Below are 15,456 nucleotides of genomic sequence, written 5' to 3' on the forward strand. Positions count from 1 at the left end.
CGGCTAAGGTGCGGAAAGCACCAATGCGGTTCCAAGCCCCCCTGCTGCGGCAATGGCTGCGACCCCAGCCCCCCCGTCACGCAGAAGCGCGTGATAAAGTTTAACCGCAAGAATAGCACCGGACGCGCCGATTGGGTGGCCGCGAGCCAAAGCACCACCATTCAAATTGACAATCTCGCGCGGCAACCCTGCCCCTTGTTGGCAGGCAATGGCTTGCACCGCGAAGGCCTCCATGATCTCGGCAACCTTCACGTCATTCGGTGTTAGGTTTGCACTCCGCAATGCAGTCTTTATCGCAGCGACGGGTGCGATGCCGGGCAGAATCTGGTGTGCCGCCGATACTCGATCCAACTTCGATCCGCACAGTCGGCACGGACAAGCGGCGTGCGATGCGGTCGGAAACGACCAATACAAAGGCGGCCCCATCGGCCGCGACGGCCATATTTGCCGACGTGACATTGCCCGCTACGACCTTTGCACGCTCGCAAAGCCGCCCGGTCAGTTTGCGTGTAAACGCATCCGCATGAAGCCCCGCCACGGGCACAATTTCATCAGACTGATCCGAAGCGAGCGCGGCCTGATGACTGCCAATCGCCCAATCGTCCTGTGCCTCCCGCCCGATCTGCAGGTCTTGTGCAAGCGCATCTGCTGCCTGCGCCATATCAGGACTCTTTCAGGCCACGGTGTGAATTGGGCTTGTTCGTATGGCTCTGGATCACGCCCATCAGCGAAAGTCTTATATCGCAGGGGCCTACGTGAATAGCTTTCCGCCCCGCCGGCGATCACCACATCTTGCTGGCCAGACACCACCATCGCTTGCGCCAGTATCACTGCATCCAGACCCCCACAGCATTGACGGTCAATGGTCAGGCCGCCCACCGTTTCTGGCAGGCCGGCAGCCAAGGCAGCGATCCGCGCAGAGTTTCCCCCAGCCCCTAAGGCATTGGCCAAGATCAGCTCACCCACATCCACAGGCTGCAAACCCGATTGATCCAACAGATCGCGGATCACTGGTGCGGCGAGATCGTGTATATCAAGCGCAGCAAATGCACCCCCACGCGGGGCGACGGCTGTGCGCCGGGCTGCTATGATGCACGCTTGGGTCATGCCCCGTCCCTCACCAATTCCTGAAGCAGTAGCAAATCAGGTTTTCCTGCAGGCAGCAAAGGGAATTCATCCAGATAGATCACCCGCCTTGGCGTTGAATGCACGCCCAGTTGCGTGCGGCAGCCATCCAAAACAGCCGCCGTCATTTGAGGAGAGCTCGCCCCCTCGACCACAGCGACAAGCACCTGACCACGTAGCGCGTCAGGTACGGGAATGACGGCACAGCGCGCTCCTTCGGTGATCCGGGAAACCTCGGCCTCGACCAATTCGGGAAAGACGTTGCTGTCAGCCACCGTGATCATGCGCGACTTACGTCCCAGCAGATAAAGAAACCCATCAGCATCCATTTGGGCCATCTCGCCGACACTCAGGAACTCGTCCTGCCAGCGCGTGTCTGTGCTGTCGCCCTCGACATATCCTTCAAACAGATACGGGCTTTTCACCCAGAGTTCACCGGGCCCTGTTTTCACAAGCCGACCGTCTTCTGCACGCAATTCAACTTCGACACCCGGATAGGCTTGGCCAACTGAATCCAGAGGTGCGTCCAACGTGTCCATGGTCATGAAGCTGGTTTCAGACGCGCCGAAAAACTCGTGCAATTTGGCATTTGGAAACAGCCGTTGCACCGCCTCCGCCGTATCCCGATCCAGTTTTCCACCGCTAGAGAAAACCAAGCGCATCTGCGACAAAGGCGCGGATCCCACTTTCGTCAACAGGCGTAGTTGCGTGGGAGTGGCATACAGAACCTGCACGGCATGCTTGCCCATTTCCGCAATCTGCGCACGTGGCGACAGACCCGACTGGACCGACAAATCCGCCCCCAGATGCAGGGCTTCAAGAATGGCAAACAGAACCAAAGAATGCCCCGGCGAACCTAGTACTGCGTAGGGAGTGTCGGGGCCTGCTCCAAACTGCGTACGCGTAATCTCGAAGCTGGCAATCCAGCTTTCCGGCGAGCGTTGGATAGTTTTGGGGGCACCGCTCGAACCAGAACTTTGGCATTGCAGCACTTGCCGCCCATCGGCCGGGTGCCACAAGGTGATAGGGTGGTCCGACACTTGGCTTGTGCGAATACTTGCACTGTCGCCCAGCCCAACGACTATTCGCCTAACCGAGGTCGCCGAATGTTTTGCATGCGCCGAACCCGGCTCGCCCGGCAACAGGATCTTGCTGCTTATGTCTTGCCGGAAAAACATTGGTGCCACATGATCCTTGGTTGCTTGACTGCGGTTGCGGGTTTGCCACCCGTTTGGTCTTTCTAAATCCACAGTGCCTTAATGAGAAGCCCAAGACAAAACGGGCGCGGTCTTCACCGCGCCCGTTCCGAATGTTTTACCTTTACGTCGCTTTAGCTACGAACAACATAAACCGATGCCGTTGAATGGCGAACCACGCGCGCGGCGTTCGGACCAAGCAGATAGTCCTTTAGGTCCGGACGATGTGCACCAATCACAATCAGGTTGGCCTTGTTCAGTTCGGCTGCTCGCAGCACTTCTTCATAGGCAGTGCCCATGGCGACGATATGCCGAATCTTGCTGTCCGCATCAGCGCCCAAGGATTTGAGCGTCATGGCTTTCAGAAGATCGCTTGCGTCGTTCTGCGCTGATTTGACGTGGTGGTCCTGAAAATAGGCACCCACCACCGACATGCCGAAATCTGGCACGACGGTGATCACGTCAAGCTGTGCATCATGCAGGCTTGCAAGCTCGGCCGCAGTTTTCAGAACGGCGTTTTCATCATCAACGCGGTTGATGTCGACTGCACATAGGATGGTCTTGGTCATGCCGTTTCTCCTTCCATGATCTCTTCTTCCTTGGCGCGACGCGACTGCAAGAAGGCAACAAGGCCCAGAAGCAGAAGCGCCGGAATAAAGATCAGCTCTTTTGGCATCTGGTTTGACGGTGCTTGGACAGCCGAAATCTGAACCGGGTCATCCCCGTAGAAATCGAAAGTCGATAGCTGATCCGACAACGGCGTTCCAAACATCGGTTCATCGATACGCATCACGTCCCCTTCTGGCATCAACGCGATACCCGAAGCATCCAGACGTGCTGCACCACCTTCGGCCTCTGGCACATTCAGAACAACCGTCAGATCTTTGACTTCAAGCGTGTCAAAGTCCGGACCCGAAATTACAACACGCAGCGGATCACCAGGAGCGGCATCGCCAATCGCTTGCTCGATCTGAGCAGGAGCGATTTCCGTGAACGGAGGCTGAATCTGGTTCATGAAGAAGCCCGGACGGAACAAGGCAAAGGCCACGACCAGAAGGGCAACTGTTTCCCAGATACGCGATTTCGTCAGGAAGAAGCCCATCGTGCCCGCCGTGAACACCAAGATACCGATGGTGGCCACGATGAACACGATAATCCCCTGCGTGACCGTCACATCAATTAACAGAAGATCCGTATTGAAGATGAACACGAAAGGCAGTGCCACGGTCCGAAGGCTATAGAAGAACGCGGTGAAACCGGTGCGAATGGCATCACCACCCGACACAGCTGCCGCCGCGAAACTTGCAAGCCCCACCGGGGGCGTCACATCCGCCATAATCCCGAAGTAGAACACAAACAGGTGCACAGCGATCAGCGGCACAACAAGGCCTGACTGCGCACCCAATTCAACAACAACGCCCACCATCAGCGACGACACAACGATATAGTTCGCCGTCGTAGGCAAGCCCATCCCAAGGATCAGTGACAAGATCGCCACGAAGATCAGCATCAGGATCAGATTGCCGCCCGACAGGAATTCGACAAAGTCTGCCATCACCTGACCGATACCCGTCAAAGACACGGTGCCCACGATGATACCCGCGGTTGCAGTTGCAAGGCCAATACCGATCATGTTGCGCGATCCGTCGATCATACCTTCGATCAGGTCGGTTAGACCCTCGCGCATACGACCAATCGGATCACCTTCACCACGGAACATCGCTTTCAGCGATTTCTGCGTCAAAAGGATGCCGAACAGAAGGAACGTCGCCCAGAAGGCCGACAGGCCGGGTGATTTGCGTTCGATCATCAGGAAGTAAACCAGAACGATGATCGGAAGCAGGTAGTAAAGACCTGATTTGTAGATCTTCGCCACGTCTGGCAGTTCAACCACCTTTGCATTCGGATCATCTGGTTCCAGATCAGGAACCTGAGCTGCTACATAAATCAAAGCAATGTAGAGCGCGAACAGCAGCAGCGACAGGACCCAACCTGACCCCGATGGGAACAGTGATGTGATCCAGCCGACAGGGTACTGGGTGGCATAACACAAGAGCGCAAAGCTTGCGAAGAACGCAAACATTCCACCGATGGTTTTGCCCATCGACACAACCTTGTTGCCGATGGTCGGCATCTTGGTTTTCACCGCCTCTAGGTGCACAATGTAGACCAAAGCGATATACGAGATGATCGCCGGCAGGAACGCGTGTGTAATCACCTCGACATATGAGATACCTACATATTCGACCATAAGGAAGGCCGCAGCCCCCATCACAGGCGGCATAATCTGACCGTTCACTGAGGACGCAACTTCAACCGCCCCAGCTTTCTCAGCCGAGAAACCAACGCGCTTCATCAGCGGAATGGTGAATGTACCAGTGGTCACAACGTTGGCGATTGACGAACCCGAAATCAGGCCGGTTGCAGCAGACCCAACAACGGCGGCTTTTGCCGGACCACCGCGAAGGTGACCAAGCGCGCCGAACGCCATTTTGATGAAATAGTTGCCCGCACCAGCGCGATCCAGAAGAGCACCAAATAGAACGAACAAGAAAACGAACTTTGTCGATACGCCAAGCGCGATGCCAAAGACACCTTCCGACGTGATCCACATGTGGCTCATGGCTTTGCGAAGCGATGCACCCGCCCAACGGATCTGGTCCGGTACGACTTCGGAGGACCCGAAGAACACATAAAAAAGGAAAACGACAGCCAAGGCCACCATCACGGGGCCAAGTGTCCGGTACGCAGCCAGGAACAAAAATCCTAGTGCAATGAGTGAGAAATACGCATCGGACTGGTCAGCAAGACCACCATTTGCGACGATTTTCTCGTAGAAGAAATAGCCGTACATCGCGAGCAAAGCGCCCCCGACACCGAAAATCCAGTCATACCACGGGATGTAATCACGCGGGCTGGACTTAAACAGCGGATAGGCCATAGCGGCCAAAAAGATTGCAAACGCCAAGTGGATTTGGCGTGAGTTGTTGATCAGGTCACCGGGTAAAAGATAAGGCGCGACTGGTGAGGCCAGTAGTACCTGAAAGATCGCCCAGATCAGCGCCACAGCGGCGATCATCAATCCGACAGGCCCATGTGGGCTTCGAGCACCCGTATCGCTGGCGGCGACGAGCTCTTGTAGCTCCTCTTCGCTAAGCGCGCGTTCTTCTTTCGTGGACATTTATAATCTCCCTCGGTCACCAGAGCGACCAAACTTGTTCATTCTGTTACGTCGTCCGATCTTGCGTCGGATCCAGAAAACGAAGGGCGGCACGCCGCCCTTCGATTGTTTTTGCTGCTAAGCGATCATTCGATGATGCCAGCTTCTTTATAGAACTTCTCGGCACCGGGGTGCAGAGGAGCGGACAGACCAGCGGTTGCCATTTCCTTGGGATCAAGGTTGGCAAATGCAGGGTGCAGACCTTTAAAGTCTTCGATGTTGTTCATCACTGACGAAACAACAGCGTAAACAGCTTCGTCCGACACAGCGTCTGAGCTTACGAAGGTTGCGCCCACACCAAAGGTCGCGGTGTCAGCGTCGTTGCCACGATACATACCGCCCGGAATGGTTGCGGTACGGTAGAAAGCGTTGTCTTCAACCAGCTTGTTGACGACGTCGCCCGACACTTCAACCAGAACCGAGTCACATGCAGTGGTTGCTTCTTGGATCGAACCCGACGGGTGGCCAACGGTGTAAACCATGGCATCAATCTGGTTGTCACACAGAGCGGCCGACTGTTCAGACGCCTTCAGCTCGGTTGCCAAAGCGAAATCGCCAGTGGTCCAGCCAAGTGCTTCCAAAAGAACTTCCATGGTGCCGCGCTGACCGGAACCGGGGTTACCGATATTGACGCGTTTGCCTTTCAGATCTTCGAAGGTTTTGATGCCGCTGTCGGCACGTGCAACCACAGTGAAGGGCTCCGGGTGTACCGAGAAGACAGCGCGCAGGCCTGGGAATGCACCTGCATCTTCAAACTTCGACGTACCGTTATAAGCGTGGTACTGCCAATCCGACTGCGCCACACCAAATTCCAGCTCGCCTTCGCGGATGGTGTTGATGTTGTACACCGACCCACCAGTGGATTCGACCGAGCAACGTACACCGTGGTCTTTACGGCCCTTGTTCACCAGACGGCAAATGGCACCACCAGTTGGGTAATACACACCTGTGACACCGCCGGTGCCGATGGTGATGAATTCTTCTGCAAATGCTGCGGGTGCTAGCACGGCTGTGGCAGCAACCCCTGCAAATGCCAGTTTAATACCTTGAAACATCATTTATCTCCCTTGATTGATGTTTGGTTACTCGCTCCACACCTCGGCAAGTTGCCGGTTATGGAGTTCGATTTCGGCTATCCGGTCCTGTGCCGCAATTCCTGCGCGACCCACCACCAATCCAACGATGGCTTCGATCAGGAATACAGTTGAGACATAGGACGAATAAAAGTGAGGGCTTTCGGTCGAGACAACAAAGCTCGACGACGCATATTCCAATGCAGGACATGTGTGTGTATCGGTGATCACCACAACAAAAACCCCTAACTCACGCGCAAGCCTAGCTGCCTTGATCACAGAAACGGCAAAAGGCGGCTTGGTAACTATAAGTAGTGCATCACGTTTATCGAGACCTGACAAGGCTCCCCCTAGGGAAGCTCCCATACGGTTGGCCAAGATCCAGTTATCAGCACAGAAATTGGCCATATAAGACAGGTATTCGACGACACCTGTGGATCCCAATGCGCCAAGCAAAAGAACTTTCCGCGACCCGGCCAGAGTGTCTGCCACGGCGCGAATTGTGTCTCGATCCAGCCCCGCCATTGTCTTTCTCAGGTTGTGCTCGCAGGCCACGAAATGGGACTGAACGAAATCCGTATTTCCTTCTCCGTGTTCCCTTTGAAGCTGCCCGGCACGATCCGCAAAGTTGTTCACCTTGCGATCAATATTGACCCGCATCTCTTCCCGCAGATCATCAAAATTCTGATAGCCCAGCGCCCGAGACAGGCGCGAAAATGCAGCCGGAGACACACCGCTATGAGCGGATACGGTGCGCAATGGTCGCGACACGGCATCAAGTGGATTGGACACAAGGTAATCAGCCGCAGCACGTAAAGCACCACTCAGATCGCCATATGCCACAGCAAGCCTCTTTTCGAAGCTTTCGCTCATGTTCACGTCCAGGTGCCTCCCTGCTTGGACAAGATTAGTGTTCCTTTTGTTTCACATATTGTCAATTGCTGACATTTTTGTTTCAATGCCAACAGTTTCAATCGGACACATGCGAGGGCATCATGTCTCATATTTTCCCACGGCACTGCAAATCAAATCCACCGATCGCGAAGCGTGGAGATGGCATTTACATTATTGATTCACAAGGAAAAAAATACCTTGATGGTTCAGGTGGAGCCGCCGTGTCTTGCCTAGGTCATTCTGACCCAGATGTGGCCCGCGCGATGCATGAACAAATCGACAGACTCAGCTTCGCGCATACCGGATTTTTGACATCTGACCCTGCAGAATCACTTGCTGACCAGCTGGCCAAACACGCGCCAAAGGGAATCGATCGCGTCTATCTTGTTTCAGGTGGGTCCGAAGCTGTGGAAGCTGCGCTGAAGCTGTCACGCCAGTACATGATCGAAATTGGTCAGCCTCAGCGCACGAAGTTCATCGCTCGCAAGCAAAGCTATCACGGGAACACACTTGGTGCTTTGGGAACCGGCGGCAACATGTGGCGGCGAGAGCCATTTGACCCACTGATGATGTCGGCCAGCCACATCGATCCTTGCTATGAATATCGCCTGCGCCGTGATGGTGAAACGGAAGAGCAATACGGACTAAGGGCTGCAAATGCTCTGGAGGACGAATTGCTACGGGTTGGACCAGAAACCGTTGTCGGGTTTCTGGCTGAACCCGTTGTCGGGGCCACCGCCGGAGCGGTCCCTGCCGCGAAGGGGTATTTCAAACGCATCCGTGAAATCTGCGACAAGTATGGCATCCTGCTGATACTGGACGAAGTCATGTGTGGCATGGGGCGAACGGGGACGTTGTTTGCATGCGAGCATGATGGGATTGCTCCGGACATCATCACCATCGCAAAGGGTCTTGGCGCGGGTTATCAGCCCATTGGCGCGATGATGTGTACCGGTCAGATCTATGATGCCATTGCGTCGGGCAGTGGGTTCTTTCAACACGGACATACATACATGGGGCATCCGATTGCATCCGCCGCTGCCAACGCTGTTGTTCACAAACTGACCACCGGCGGCATGGTAGCCCGCGCCGCAAAAATGGGCGAGCGGTTGAATGACGCGCTGCAGGCCGAGTTCGGCCAGCATGCCCATATCGGTGACATACGGGGGCGTGGTATGTTCCGAGGTTTGGAAATCGTCGCAGACCGCGAGACCAAGGCCCCCTTTTCCCCCGATCGTGGGATTGCAGGCCGGTTGAAGAAACAGGCGTTTGAGAACGGACTGATCTGTTACCCGATGAACGGCACAATCGACGGTAAGAATGGCGACCACGTTCTACTGGCCCCGCCATTCATCATTACAGATGATCAGATCGACGAATTGGTGGGCAAGCTGGCCCGGTCATTGGGGCAAGTTTTGTGACACGGCTCCCCGGCATTATGCTCGCCCCAAACGGCGCGCGCCTGACCAAAGCCGATCACCCTGGCATCCCCATGACTCCTTATCGAGATCCTGGAAACCACCTTGGCATGCCGCGAACTGGGAGTGGACGGGCTGCACCTGCATCTGCGCGATAAAGATGGGAAGCATCTTCTGGATGCGAGAGCTTACGCAGATGCCCTTGCCTTGTTTCACGATGAGATGCCGGGTTTCCCAGTTCAGATCACCACCGAAGCGGTTGGAATGTATAACCCAGATCATCAGCGTCACGTCGCGTTGAGTTCCGGAGCCTCGATGGTCTCGGCGTCAGTGCGCGAACTGTGCCGGGACGGCCACGACATTACGCGTGCTTTTTACAATGACTGCGACCAGCGCGGGGTCGCCGTGCAACACATTCTCTATGATGTGGCCGACGCGGAATTGCTGACGCGCGTTTTGGATGAAAACCTGCTGACCTCAGCCGACTTGCAACTGATCTTTGTGCTGGGACGCTACGCGGTTGATCAGAAATCAGACCCGGAAGAGCTGAATCCGTTTCTGACCTGGCTTGACGAAGTTGGCTTGTCCCCAGATTGGGCCGTCTGCGCCTTTGGTCAAAACGAAACCCCTGCCCTTATCCGCGCAGTTCAAGCGGGTGGAAAATGCCGGATCGGGTTCGAAAACTCACGCCAAAACGCGGATAGATCGATTGCCAAGAACAATGAAGAACGCGTGGCGGAACTGATCCGGGCCCGCGCCGATATTGCTTAAACCAACACCGTCGCAGGCATCAGAACATTTTTGCCCGCGCGTCCGATGGTGACATCCCGAACTGCTTTTTGAACGAACGCACCATGCTGGATCGTGTGCCAAACCCAGTGGCCGCGGCAATTTCGTGCATTGAGTAGCTGGTTTGCTCCACCAGCTGATTTGCGCGTTCAAGGCGCAAACTGCGATAAATCGTCAACGGGCTGACACCAAGCTGAGTTGAAAAACGGCGCTGCAATTGGCGCGACGAAACATTCATAACCTTCGCGATCTGAACAATAGATAACGTGTTTTCCAGATGCTCCAGCATCACGGCAACGCAATCTCCGATGATGCGATCCCCACCGGAATAACGTTTTATGATGTGTTCTTGTTTGCCTTGAAACGGCTCGCCCGACACTTCAAGCCCGACGTAATCACCGAAGGTGGCGGCCGAAAACCCACCAATCTCGGCTTCCAAAAGCTTCAGGAAAAGACGCAATGCAGCGAAAATGCTGGTCGCACTACAGATGTTTCCATCTATCGCAAACGGCGCACCGCTTTCGGTGCACAGGAAACCTTCCTCTTCCGCGACAAACCGCAGATTTGGGTGCACAGCAACTTCGCATCTTCCTGCAAACTCTGATCGGCACAACGCAAACACACCACCACCGACCAGCACGCTTTGACGCGAAAGGCGAAGAAGTTGGTGGGCGCGGTGAAGTTGTTTAGAGGTCAGTTGCCAGCGCGCGTGAAAGTCGCTCCAGAACACGACGGTTCGATTACGCCAATAGCCGTGTTCATGAGTTGGGCATCCATCCAAGGAATAGACTGCGAAATCTCGCGGCTCTTCAGCGTTGGTAAACTGGTCGAGTGAAATGAAGAAATCGCGAAAGACGCTTGCCAAAGCAACATGGCTACGATCGGGCACGATAATGGTGATGCCTTGAATGGGTCCGATGGCCGCTAAGTCGGTAAACCGGGCCACTAAAGAGTTCTGAATATTCATAGATGCATCCCGTTATCTGGTACGACATTATGAGACCCCGCCCGAACCGCTGTAGTCCGGGCGGGGGAATGATTTATGCCTCTTCTTCGTAAGCATCCATCGGGGGACAGGTGCAGACGAGGTTTCGGTCGCCATAGGCGTTGTCGACGCGGTTCACCACGGGCCAGTACTTGTCCACCCCAAGGTTGCCCGGAGGGAAGCAGGCTTGTTCGCGCGTGTAAGGGCGATCCCAGTCGCCCACCAAATCCAGCACCGTATGCGGCGCATGTTTCAGCGGGTTGTTCTCGGGGTCGATCTTACCGTCGATGATGTCCTGCGCTTCGGCGCGGATGGACAGCATGGCGTCGCAGAAGCGATCCAGCTCGGCCTTGGGTTCGCTCTCGGTTGGCTCTACCATCAGCGTGCCTGCAACAGGCCAGCTCATTGTAGGAGCGTGGAACCCGCTGTCCACAAGGCGCTTGGCCACGTCATCCACGGTCACATTGCCCTCATCCGCCAGAGGGCGGGTATCGAGGATACACTCATGCGCCACGCGACCCGTCTTGGAGGTGTAAAGGATGTTGTAGCCGTCCTGCAGACGCGCCGCGATGTAGTTGGCGTTCAAGATCGCCACGCGGGTCGCCTGTGTCAGACCAGCACCGCCCATCAGCAGGATATAAGCCCAGCTGACCGGCAGGATCGAAGGCGATCCAAAGGGCGCTGCCGACACCGGACCAACAGCAGTGCCGTATTCCGGGTGACCCGGCAGGTGCTCTGCCAAATGCGCCTTCACACCGATGGGACCCATGCCGGGGCCACCCCCGCCATGCGGGATGCAGAAGGTCTTGTGCAGGTTCAGGTGGCTGACGTCACCGCCAATGTCGCCCGGACGGGACAGACCGACCATAGCGTTCATGTTAGCGCCATCGATATAGACCTGACCGCCGTGATCATGGGTGATCTGGCAAACATCTTGCACGGTTTCCTCGAACACACCATGGGTCGACGGGTATGTGATCATACAAGCCGCCAAATCCTCAGAGTGCTGCGTCGCTTTCGCGCGGAAATCATCAAGGTCAATATTGCCTTCGTCATCCGATTTCACCGGCACAACCTTATAGCCCACCATCTGTGCAGTGGCCGGGTTGGTGCCGTGCGCTGATGTCGGGATCAGGCAGACATTACGGTGCCCTTCCCCACGTGCAGCATGGTAATTGCGGATGGTCAGAAGACCCGCGTATTCACCCTGCGCACCAGAGTTCGGCTGCTGCGAGATCGCATCATAACCAGTGATTTGGCACAGCTTGTCGTTCAGGTCGTCAATCATCTCGTGATAGCCCAGGGCCTGATCTTTAGGCACGAACGGGTGTAGGTTGCCGAACTCCGGCCATGTCACAGGGATCATTTCCACTGTTGCGTTCAGCTTCATCGTGCAGGACCCCAGCGGGATCATTGCACGATCCAGCGCCAAATCGCGGTCGGCCAGACGTCGCATGTAGCGGGTGATCTCGGCCTCAGCACGGTTTTGGTGGAAGATCGGGTGGGTCAGATACTCGCTTTCACGCAGCGCGTAATCCGGTAGGCGATAGTCACGATTGGCGACACTATCGTCTTTCTTGTCGATGCCAAAGGCGCCCCAAACCGCTTCGATGGTTTCGGCGCGGGTCTGTTCGTCCAGCGAGATGCCGATCCGGTCTTCACCCACGGCACGCAGGTTCACCCCACGGGCCACGGCGGCCTCCATTACGGTTTTCTGCAGCGGGCCTACCTCGACGGTGATGGTGTCGAAGAAGACTTCGGGTTCTACCTTGAAGCCGTTTTCTTCCAGACCAGCGGCCAGACGCGAGGTCTTACGGTGCACCGATTGCGCGATGGCTTTGATGCCATCAGGCCCGTGATAAACCGCATACATAGATGCGATCACAGCCAACAGGGCCTGTGCGGTGCAGACGTTCGAGTTCGCCTTCTCGCGGCGGATGTGTTGCTCGCGAGTTTGAAGCGACAAACGGTACGCTTTGTTGCCGCGCGCATCGATGGACACACCAATGATACGGCCCGGCATGTTGCGTTTCAGCTTGTCGGTTGTCGCCATATAGGCGGCGTGCGGACCACCGTAACCCATGGGCACACCAAAGCGTTGGGTCGACCCAACAGCAATGTCCGCACCCATTTCGCCGGGCGATTTCAGAAGCGCCAGCGCAAGGATGTCGGCTGCCACAACGGCAATCGCCTTGTGCTCATGCAATGCGGCGATTTCAGCAGTGAAGTCGCGCACGTGACCATGGCTGCCGGGGTATTGGAAAATCGCACCAAAGACCGCACCCGGATCCAGATCGTCGGGGTCAGAAACTTGCACGTCGATGCCCAAAGGCTCCGCACGGGTCTTGATCACGGCGACGGTCTGCGGGTGGCAGTTTTTATCGACGAAGAAAGCCGCGTTGTTGGCTTTCGAGCGTGATCCACGATGCGCCATGGCCATCGCTTCGGCTGCGGCGGTGGCTTCATCCAGAAGCGACGCGTTCGCGATTTCCAGCCCGGTCATGTCTGACACCATGGTTTGGAAGTTCAACAGCGCCTCAAGACGGCCTTGCGAAATCTCGGGCTGGTAGGGCGTATAAGCCGTGTACCAAGCGGGGTTTTCAAGGATGTTGCGCAGGATCGGCGCAGGCGTCGTCGTACCGTAGTACCCCTGACCAATAAGCGAGGTCAGCACCTTGTTTTTCGAAGCCACCTCTTTCATGTAAAAAAGCGCGTCGCGCTCTGACATGGCTGGGCCCCAGTCCAATGACTCTTTCTGGCGAATGGCGGGGGGAACCGTGGCGTCGATCAGTTCATCAAGCGTTTTGAAACCAATCACCTTCAGCATGTCGGCCATCTCTTGCGGAGACGGGCCGATATGGCGGCGGTTGGCGAAATCATAGGCTTCGTAGTCGGTTAGTTTGAAGGCCATGCTGTGATCCTTGTGCGTAAACGAAGTGACCCGCCGGGTGGTCCGGCGGGTATGTGATGTTAGCCGATCAGGGCTTTATAGCCGTCGAGATCCAACAGGTCTTCCAGCTGTGCGGCATCCGCCAGCTTGACCTTGTAGATCCATGCGTCGCCTTCGGGGCTTTCATTCAATGCGCCGGGGTTTTCTTCCAGCGCACCATTGGCTTCGACCACTTCGCCGTCAACGGGCGCGTAGAGTTCTGACGCAGCCTTTACACTTTCGATCACGCCGATCTCGTCGCCTTTTTCGAAATCGTCACCGCTTTCACGCTGCTCGACGAACACGATCTCGCCCAGCTGGTCAGCTGCGTGTTTGGTGATGCCGATGGTGGCAATGTCGCCTTCGACAGTGATCCATTCGTGCTCTTCAGAATAATAGGTGGTCATGTCAGGATGCTCCCGGTGTTGATCTTAGCGTTTGTAGTTTTGCTGCACGAAAGGCAGCGATACGATTTCGGCAGGCTGGGCCTTGCCGCGAATGATAAGGTTGACCTTCTCGCCGACCTCGCCGTGTCCCTTAGACACATATCCCATGGCGACTGGGCCGCCAACGGTTGGGCCAAAGCTTCCCGAGGTGATTTCACCGATCGTGGTGCCATCAGCGGCTTGAATTTCCACATGCTGGCGGGCTGGTGCGCGGCCTTCGGGCTTGATGCCCACCAGCTTTTTGGCAGCACCTTCGGCCAGCTCGCGTTGAATGCGGTCTGCACCCGGAAAGCCGCCCTCTTCCTTGCGGCGTTTCTGAATGGCCCAAGCAAGGCTTGCCTCGATGGGCGACGTTGTTTGGTCGATGTCATTGCCGTAAAGGCAAAGCCCGGCCTCAAGACGCAGGCTGTCGCGCGCTCCAAGACCAGCGGGCTCACAGTCTTCATGGGCCAGGAAGGCGCGGGCAACGGCTTCGGCTTTGTCATCAGGGATCGAGATTTCGTACCCGTCTTCGCCGGTATACCCCAAACGCGAGATGCGGCATTCGACGCCGTCGATATCTGCCAAGATGGTTTCCATGAAGGTCATCTCGCGGGCAGCAGGACACAACGCACCCACCACGTCTTCGGCCTTGGGACCTTGCACGGCAACCAACGCACGGTCGAAGATCTTCGGTCACTTCGACACCGTCCAGATTGGCGGCCATGTGCGGGATGTCCTGATCACGCATAGAGGCGTTTACGACAACGAAGAAATGATCCCCGGCATTCGAGACGATCAGGTCGTCCATGATGCCACCTTCAGGGTTGGTGAAGAAACCGTAGCGCGCCTTGCCTTCTTTCAAAGAGGCATAGGCCTGCGGACAGATGCTTTCCAGCTTTTCGCCGATATTGTCGCCCTTCAAGATCACTTGTCCCATATGGCTAACGTCAAACAGCGCGGCTTTCTCGCGGCAGTGTTTGTGCTCGCCCATAATCCCCATTGGGTATTGGACGGGCATTTCCCAGCCAGCAAAATCAACCATCTTGCCGCCAAGTTCGACGTGCAAATCATAAAGCGGTGTGCGTTTGGGGGTGTCGGTCATAGCCGCGCCTCCTGTGGTTTAGGTTTCAGGTGCAGTCGCATGCGACTGTAACAGTACAAAACGCGTTGCGCTCAACGCGGGCGAAGTTCGGGCCCATCTCGTAACTCTGGACACCAACGATCACGGGGGCATCGACGAGACGGTTAAAATCATATTTCCGGGCGATCTTCGGAATCTCACGGTAGACGCTGCTGGCGTCATTGTGAACAGGTAGGTCAAAACCTGCACATTTGGGCATGCCCCCAGGACAGAGAACTCTGCCGCCCGCTATCGTCGTTTGATGTGCCATTTCGCCCC

At 56.1% G+C, this 15,456-nt stretch carries 12 protein-coding genes and 2 pseudogenes; 2 read left to right on the plus strand and 12 right to left on the minus strand.

Going from position 1 to position 15,456, the window contains the following annotated elements:
• Positions 1 to 3: 3 nt before the first annotated feature.
• The 8 genes and pseudogenes from AC0L6A_RS13585 to AC0L6A_RS13620 form a co-directional block, all read right to left on the minus strand.
• Positions 4 to 351, minus strand: coding sequence for a hypothetical protein (locus AC0L6A_RS13585; RefSeq protein ID WP_473290783.1), 348 nt, complete (start codon positions 349 to 351; stop codon positions 4 to 6).
• Positions 254 to 661, minus strand: a complete 408-nt coding sequence (locus AC0L6A_RS13590) for a thiolase family protein (RefSeq protein WP_473290785.1) — start codon at positions 659 to 661, stop codon at positions 254 to 256. Before AC0L6A_RS13590 ends, AC0L6A_RS13585 begins: the two co-directional genes overlap by 98 nt.
• Positions 662 to 747: 86 nt before the next feature.
• Positions 748 to 1,107 (minus strand): annotated as a pseudogene (locus AC0L6A_RS13595) (thiolase family protein); the annotation flags it as partial.
• Entirely contained in the window at positions 1,104 to 2,303 is a 1,200-nt protein-coding gene (locus AC0L6A_RS13600; RefSeq protein ID WP_473290786.1) for an AMP-binding protein, read from the minus strand. The gene AC0L6A_RS13600 and the pseudogene AC0L6A_RS13595, both read right to left, overlap by 4 nt.
• Before the next feature lie 152 nt (positions 2,304 to 2,455).
• Positions 2,456 to 2,890, minus strand: a complete 435-nt coding sequence (locus AC0L6A_RS13605; protein WP_473290787.1) for a universal stress protein — start codon at positions 2,888 to 2,890, stop codon at positions 2,456 to 2,458.
• The gene (locus tag AC0L6A_RS13610; RefSeq protein ID WP_473290789.1) at positions 2,887 to 5,502 is read right to left on the minus strand and encodes a TRAP transporter permease; all 2,616 of its coding nucleotides are present in this window, start codon (positions 5,500 to 5,502) and stop codon (positions 2,887 to 2,889) included. The genes AC0L6A_RS13605 and AC0L6A_RS13610 overlap by 4 nt, the downstream gene beginning before the upstream one ends.
• A 125-nt stretch (positions 5,503 to 5,627) precedes the next feature.
• Entirely contained in the window at positions 5,628 to 6,596 is a 969-nt protein-coding gene (locus AC0L6A_RS13615; RefSeq protein ID WP_473293504.1) for a TAXI family TRAP transporter solute-binding subunit, read from the minus strand.
• 27 nt (positions 6,597 to 6,623) lie between these two features.
• Entirely contained in the window at positions 6,624 to 7,487 is an 864-nt protein-coding gene (locus AC0L6A_RS13620; protein WP_473290791.1) for a MurR/RpiR family transcriptional regulator, read from the minus strand.
• Between the two features lie 122 nt (positions 7,488 to 7,609).
• Here AC0L6A_RS13620 and AC0L6A_RS13625 point away from each other — a divergent pair, with 122 nt between their 5' ends.
• Together AC0L6A_RS13625 and AC0L6A_RS13630 are read left to right on the plus strand one after the other, a co-directional pair.
• Positions 7,610 to 8,929 (plus strand): aspartate aminotransferase family protein, encoded by a 1,320-nt coding sequence (locus tag AC0L6A_RS13625; RefSeq protein ID WP_473290792.1) that lies wholly within the window; start codon positions 7,610 to 7,612, stop codon positions 8,927 to 8,929.
• 102 nt (positions 8,930 to 9,031) lie between these two features.
• Positions 9,032 to 9,697, plus strand: coding sequence for a 3-keto-5-aminohexanoate cleavage protein (locus AC0L6A_RS13630; RefSeq protein ID WP_473290794.1), 666 nt, complete (start codon positions 9,032 to 9,034; stop codon positions 9,695 to 9,697).
• Between the two features lie 19 nt (positions 9,698 to 9,716).
• Here AC0L6A_RS13630 and AC0L6A_RS13635 read toward each other — a convergent pair whose 3' ends face one another.
• The 4 genes and pseudogenes from AC0L6A_RS13635 to gcvT all read right to left on the minus strand — a co-directional run bounded on the left by AC0L6A_RS13635 (position 9,717) and on the right by gcvT (position 15,159).
• Positions 9,717 to 10,682 carry a helix-turn-helix domain-containing protein gene (locus tag AC0L6A_RS13635; RefSeq protein WP_473290796.1) on the minus strand — a complete coding sequence of 322 codons (966 nt, stop codon included), beginning with the start codon at positions 10,680 to 10,682 and terminating at the stop codon, positions 9,717 to 9,719.
• Between the two features lie 73 nt (positions 10,683 to 10,755).
• On the minus strand, positions 10,756 to 13,611 hold the full coding sequence (gcvP, locus tag AC0L6A_RS13640) for an aminomethyl-transferring glycine dehydrogenase (protein ID WP_473290798.1): 2,856 nt from the start codon (positions 13,609 to 13,611) through the stop codon (positions 10,756 to 10,758).
• Between the two features lie 59 nt (positions 13,612 to 13,670).
• Positions 13,671 to 14,036 carry a glycine cleavage system protein GcvH gene (gene gcvH, locus AC0L6A_RS13645; protein ID WP_473290800.1) on the minus strand — a complete coding sequence of 122 codons (366 nt, stop codon included), beginning with the start codon at positions 14,034 to 14,036 and terminating at the stop codon, positions 13,671 to 13,673.
• Between the two features lie 24 nt (positions 14,037 to 14,060).
• A pseudogene (gcvT, locus tag AC0L6A_RS13650) lies at positions 14,061 to 15,159 on the minus strand (glycine cleavage system aminomethyltransferase GcvT).
• Positions 15,160 to 15,456 lie beyond the last annotated feature (297 nt).

The organism is Aliiroseovarius sp. D2-2, assembly GCF_055809455.1.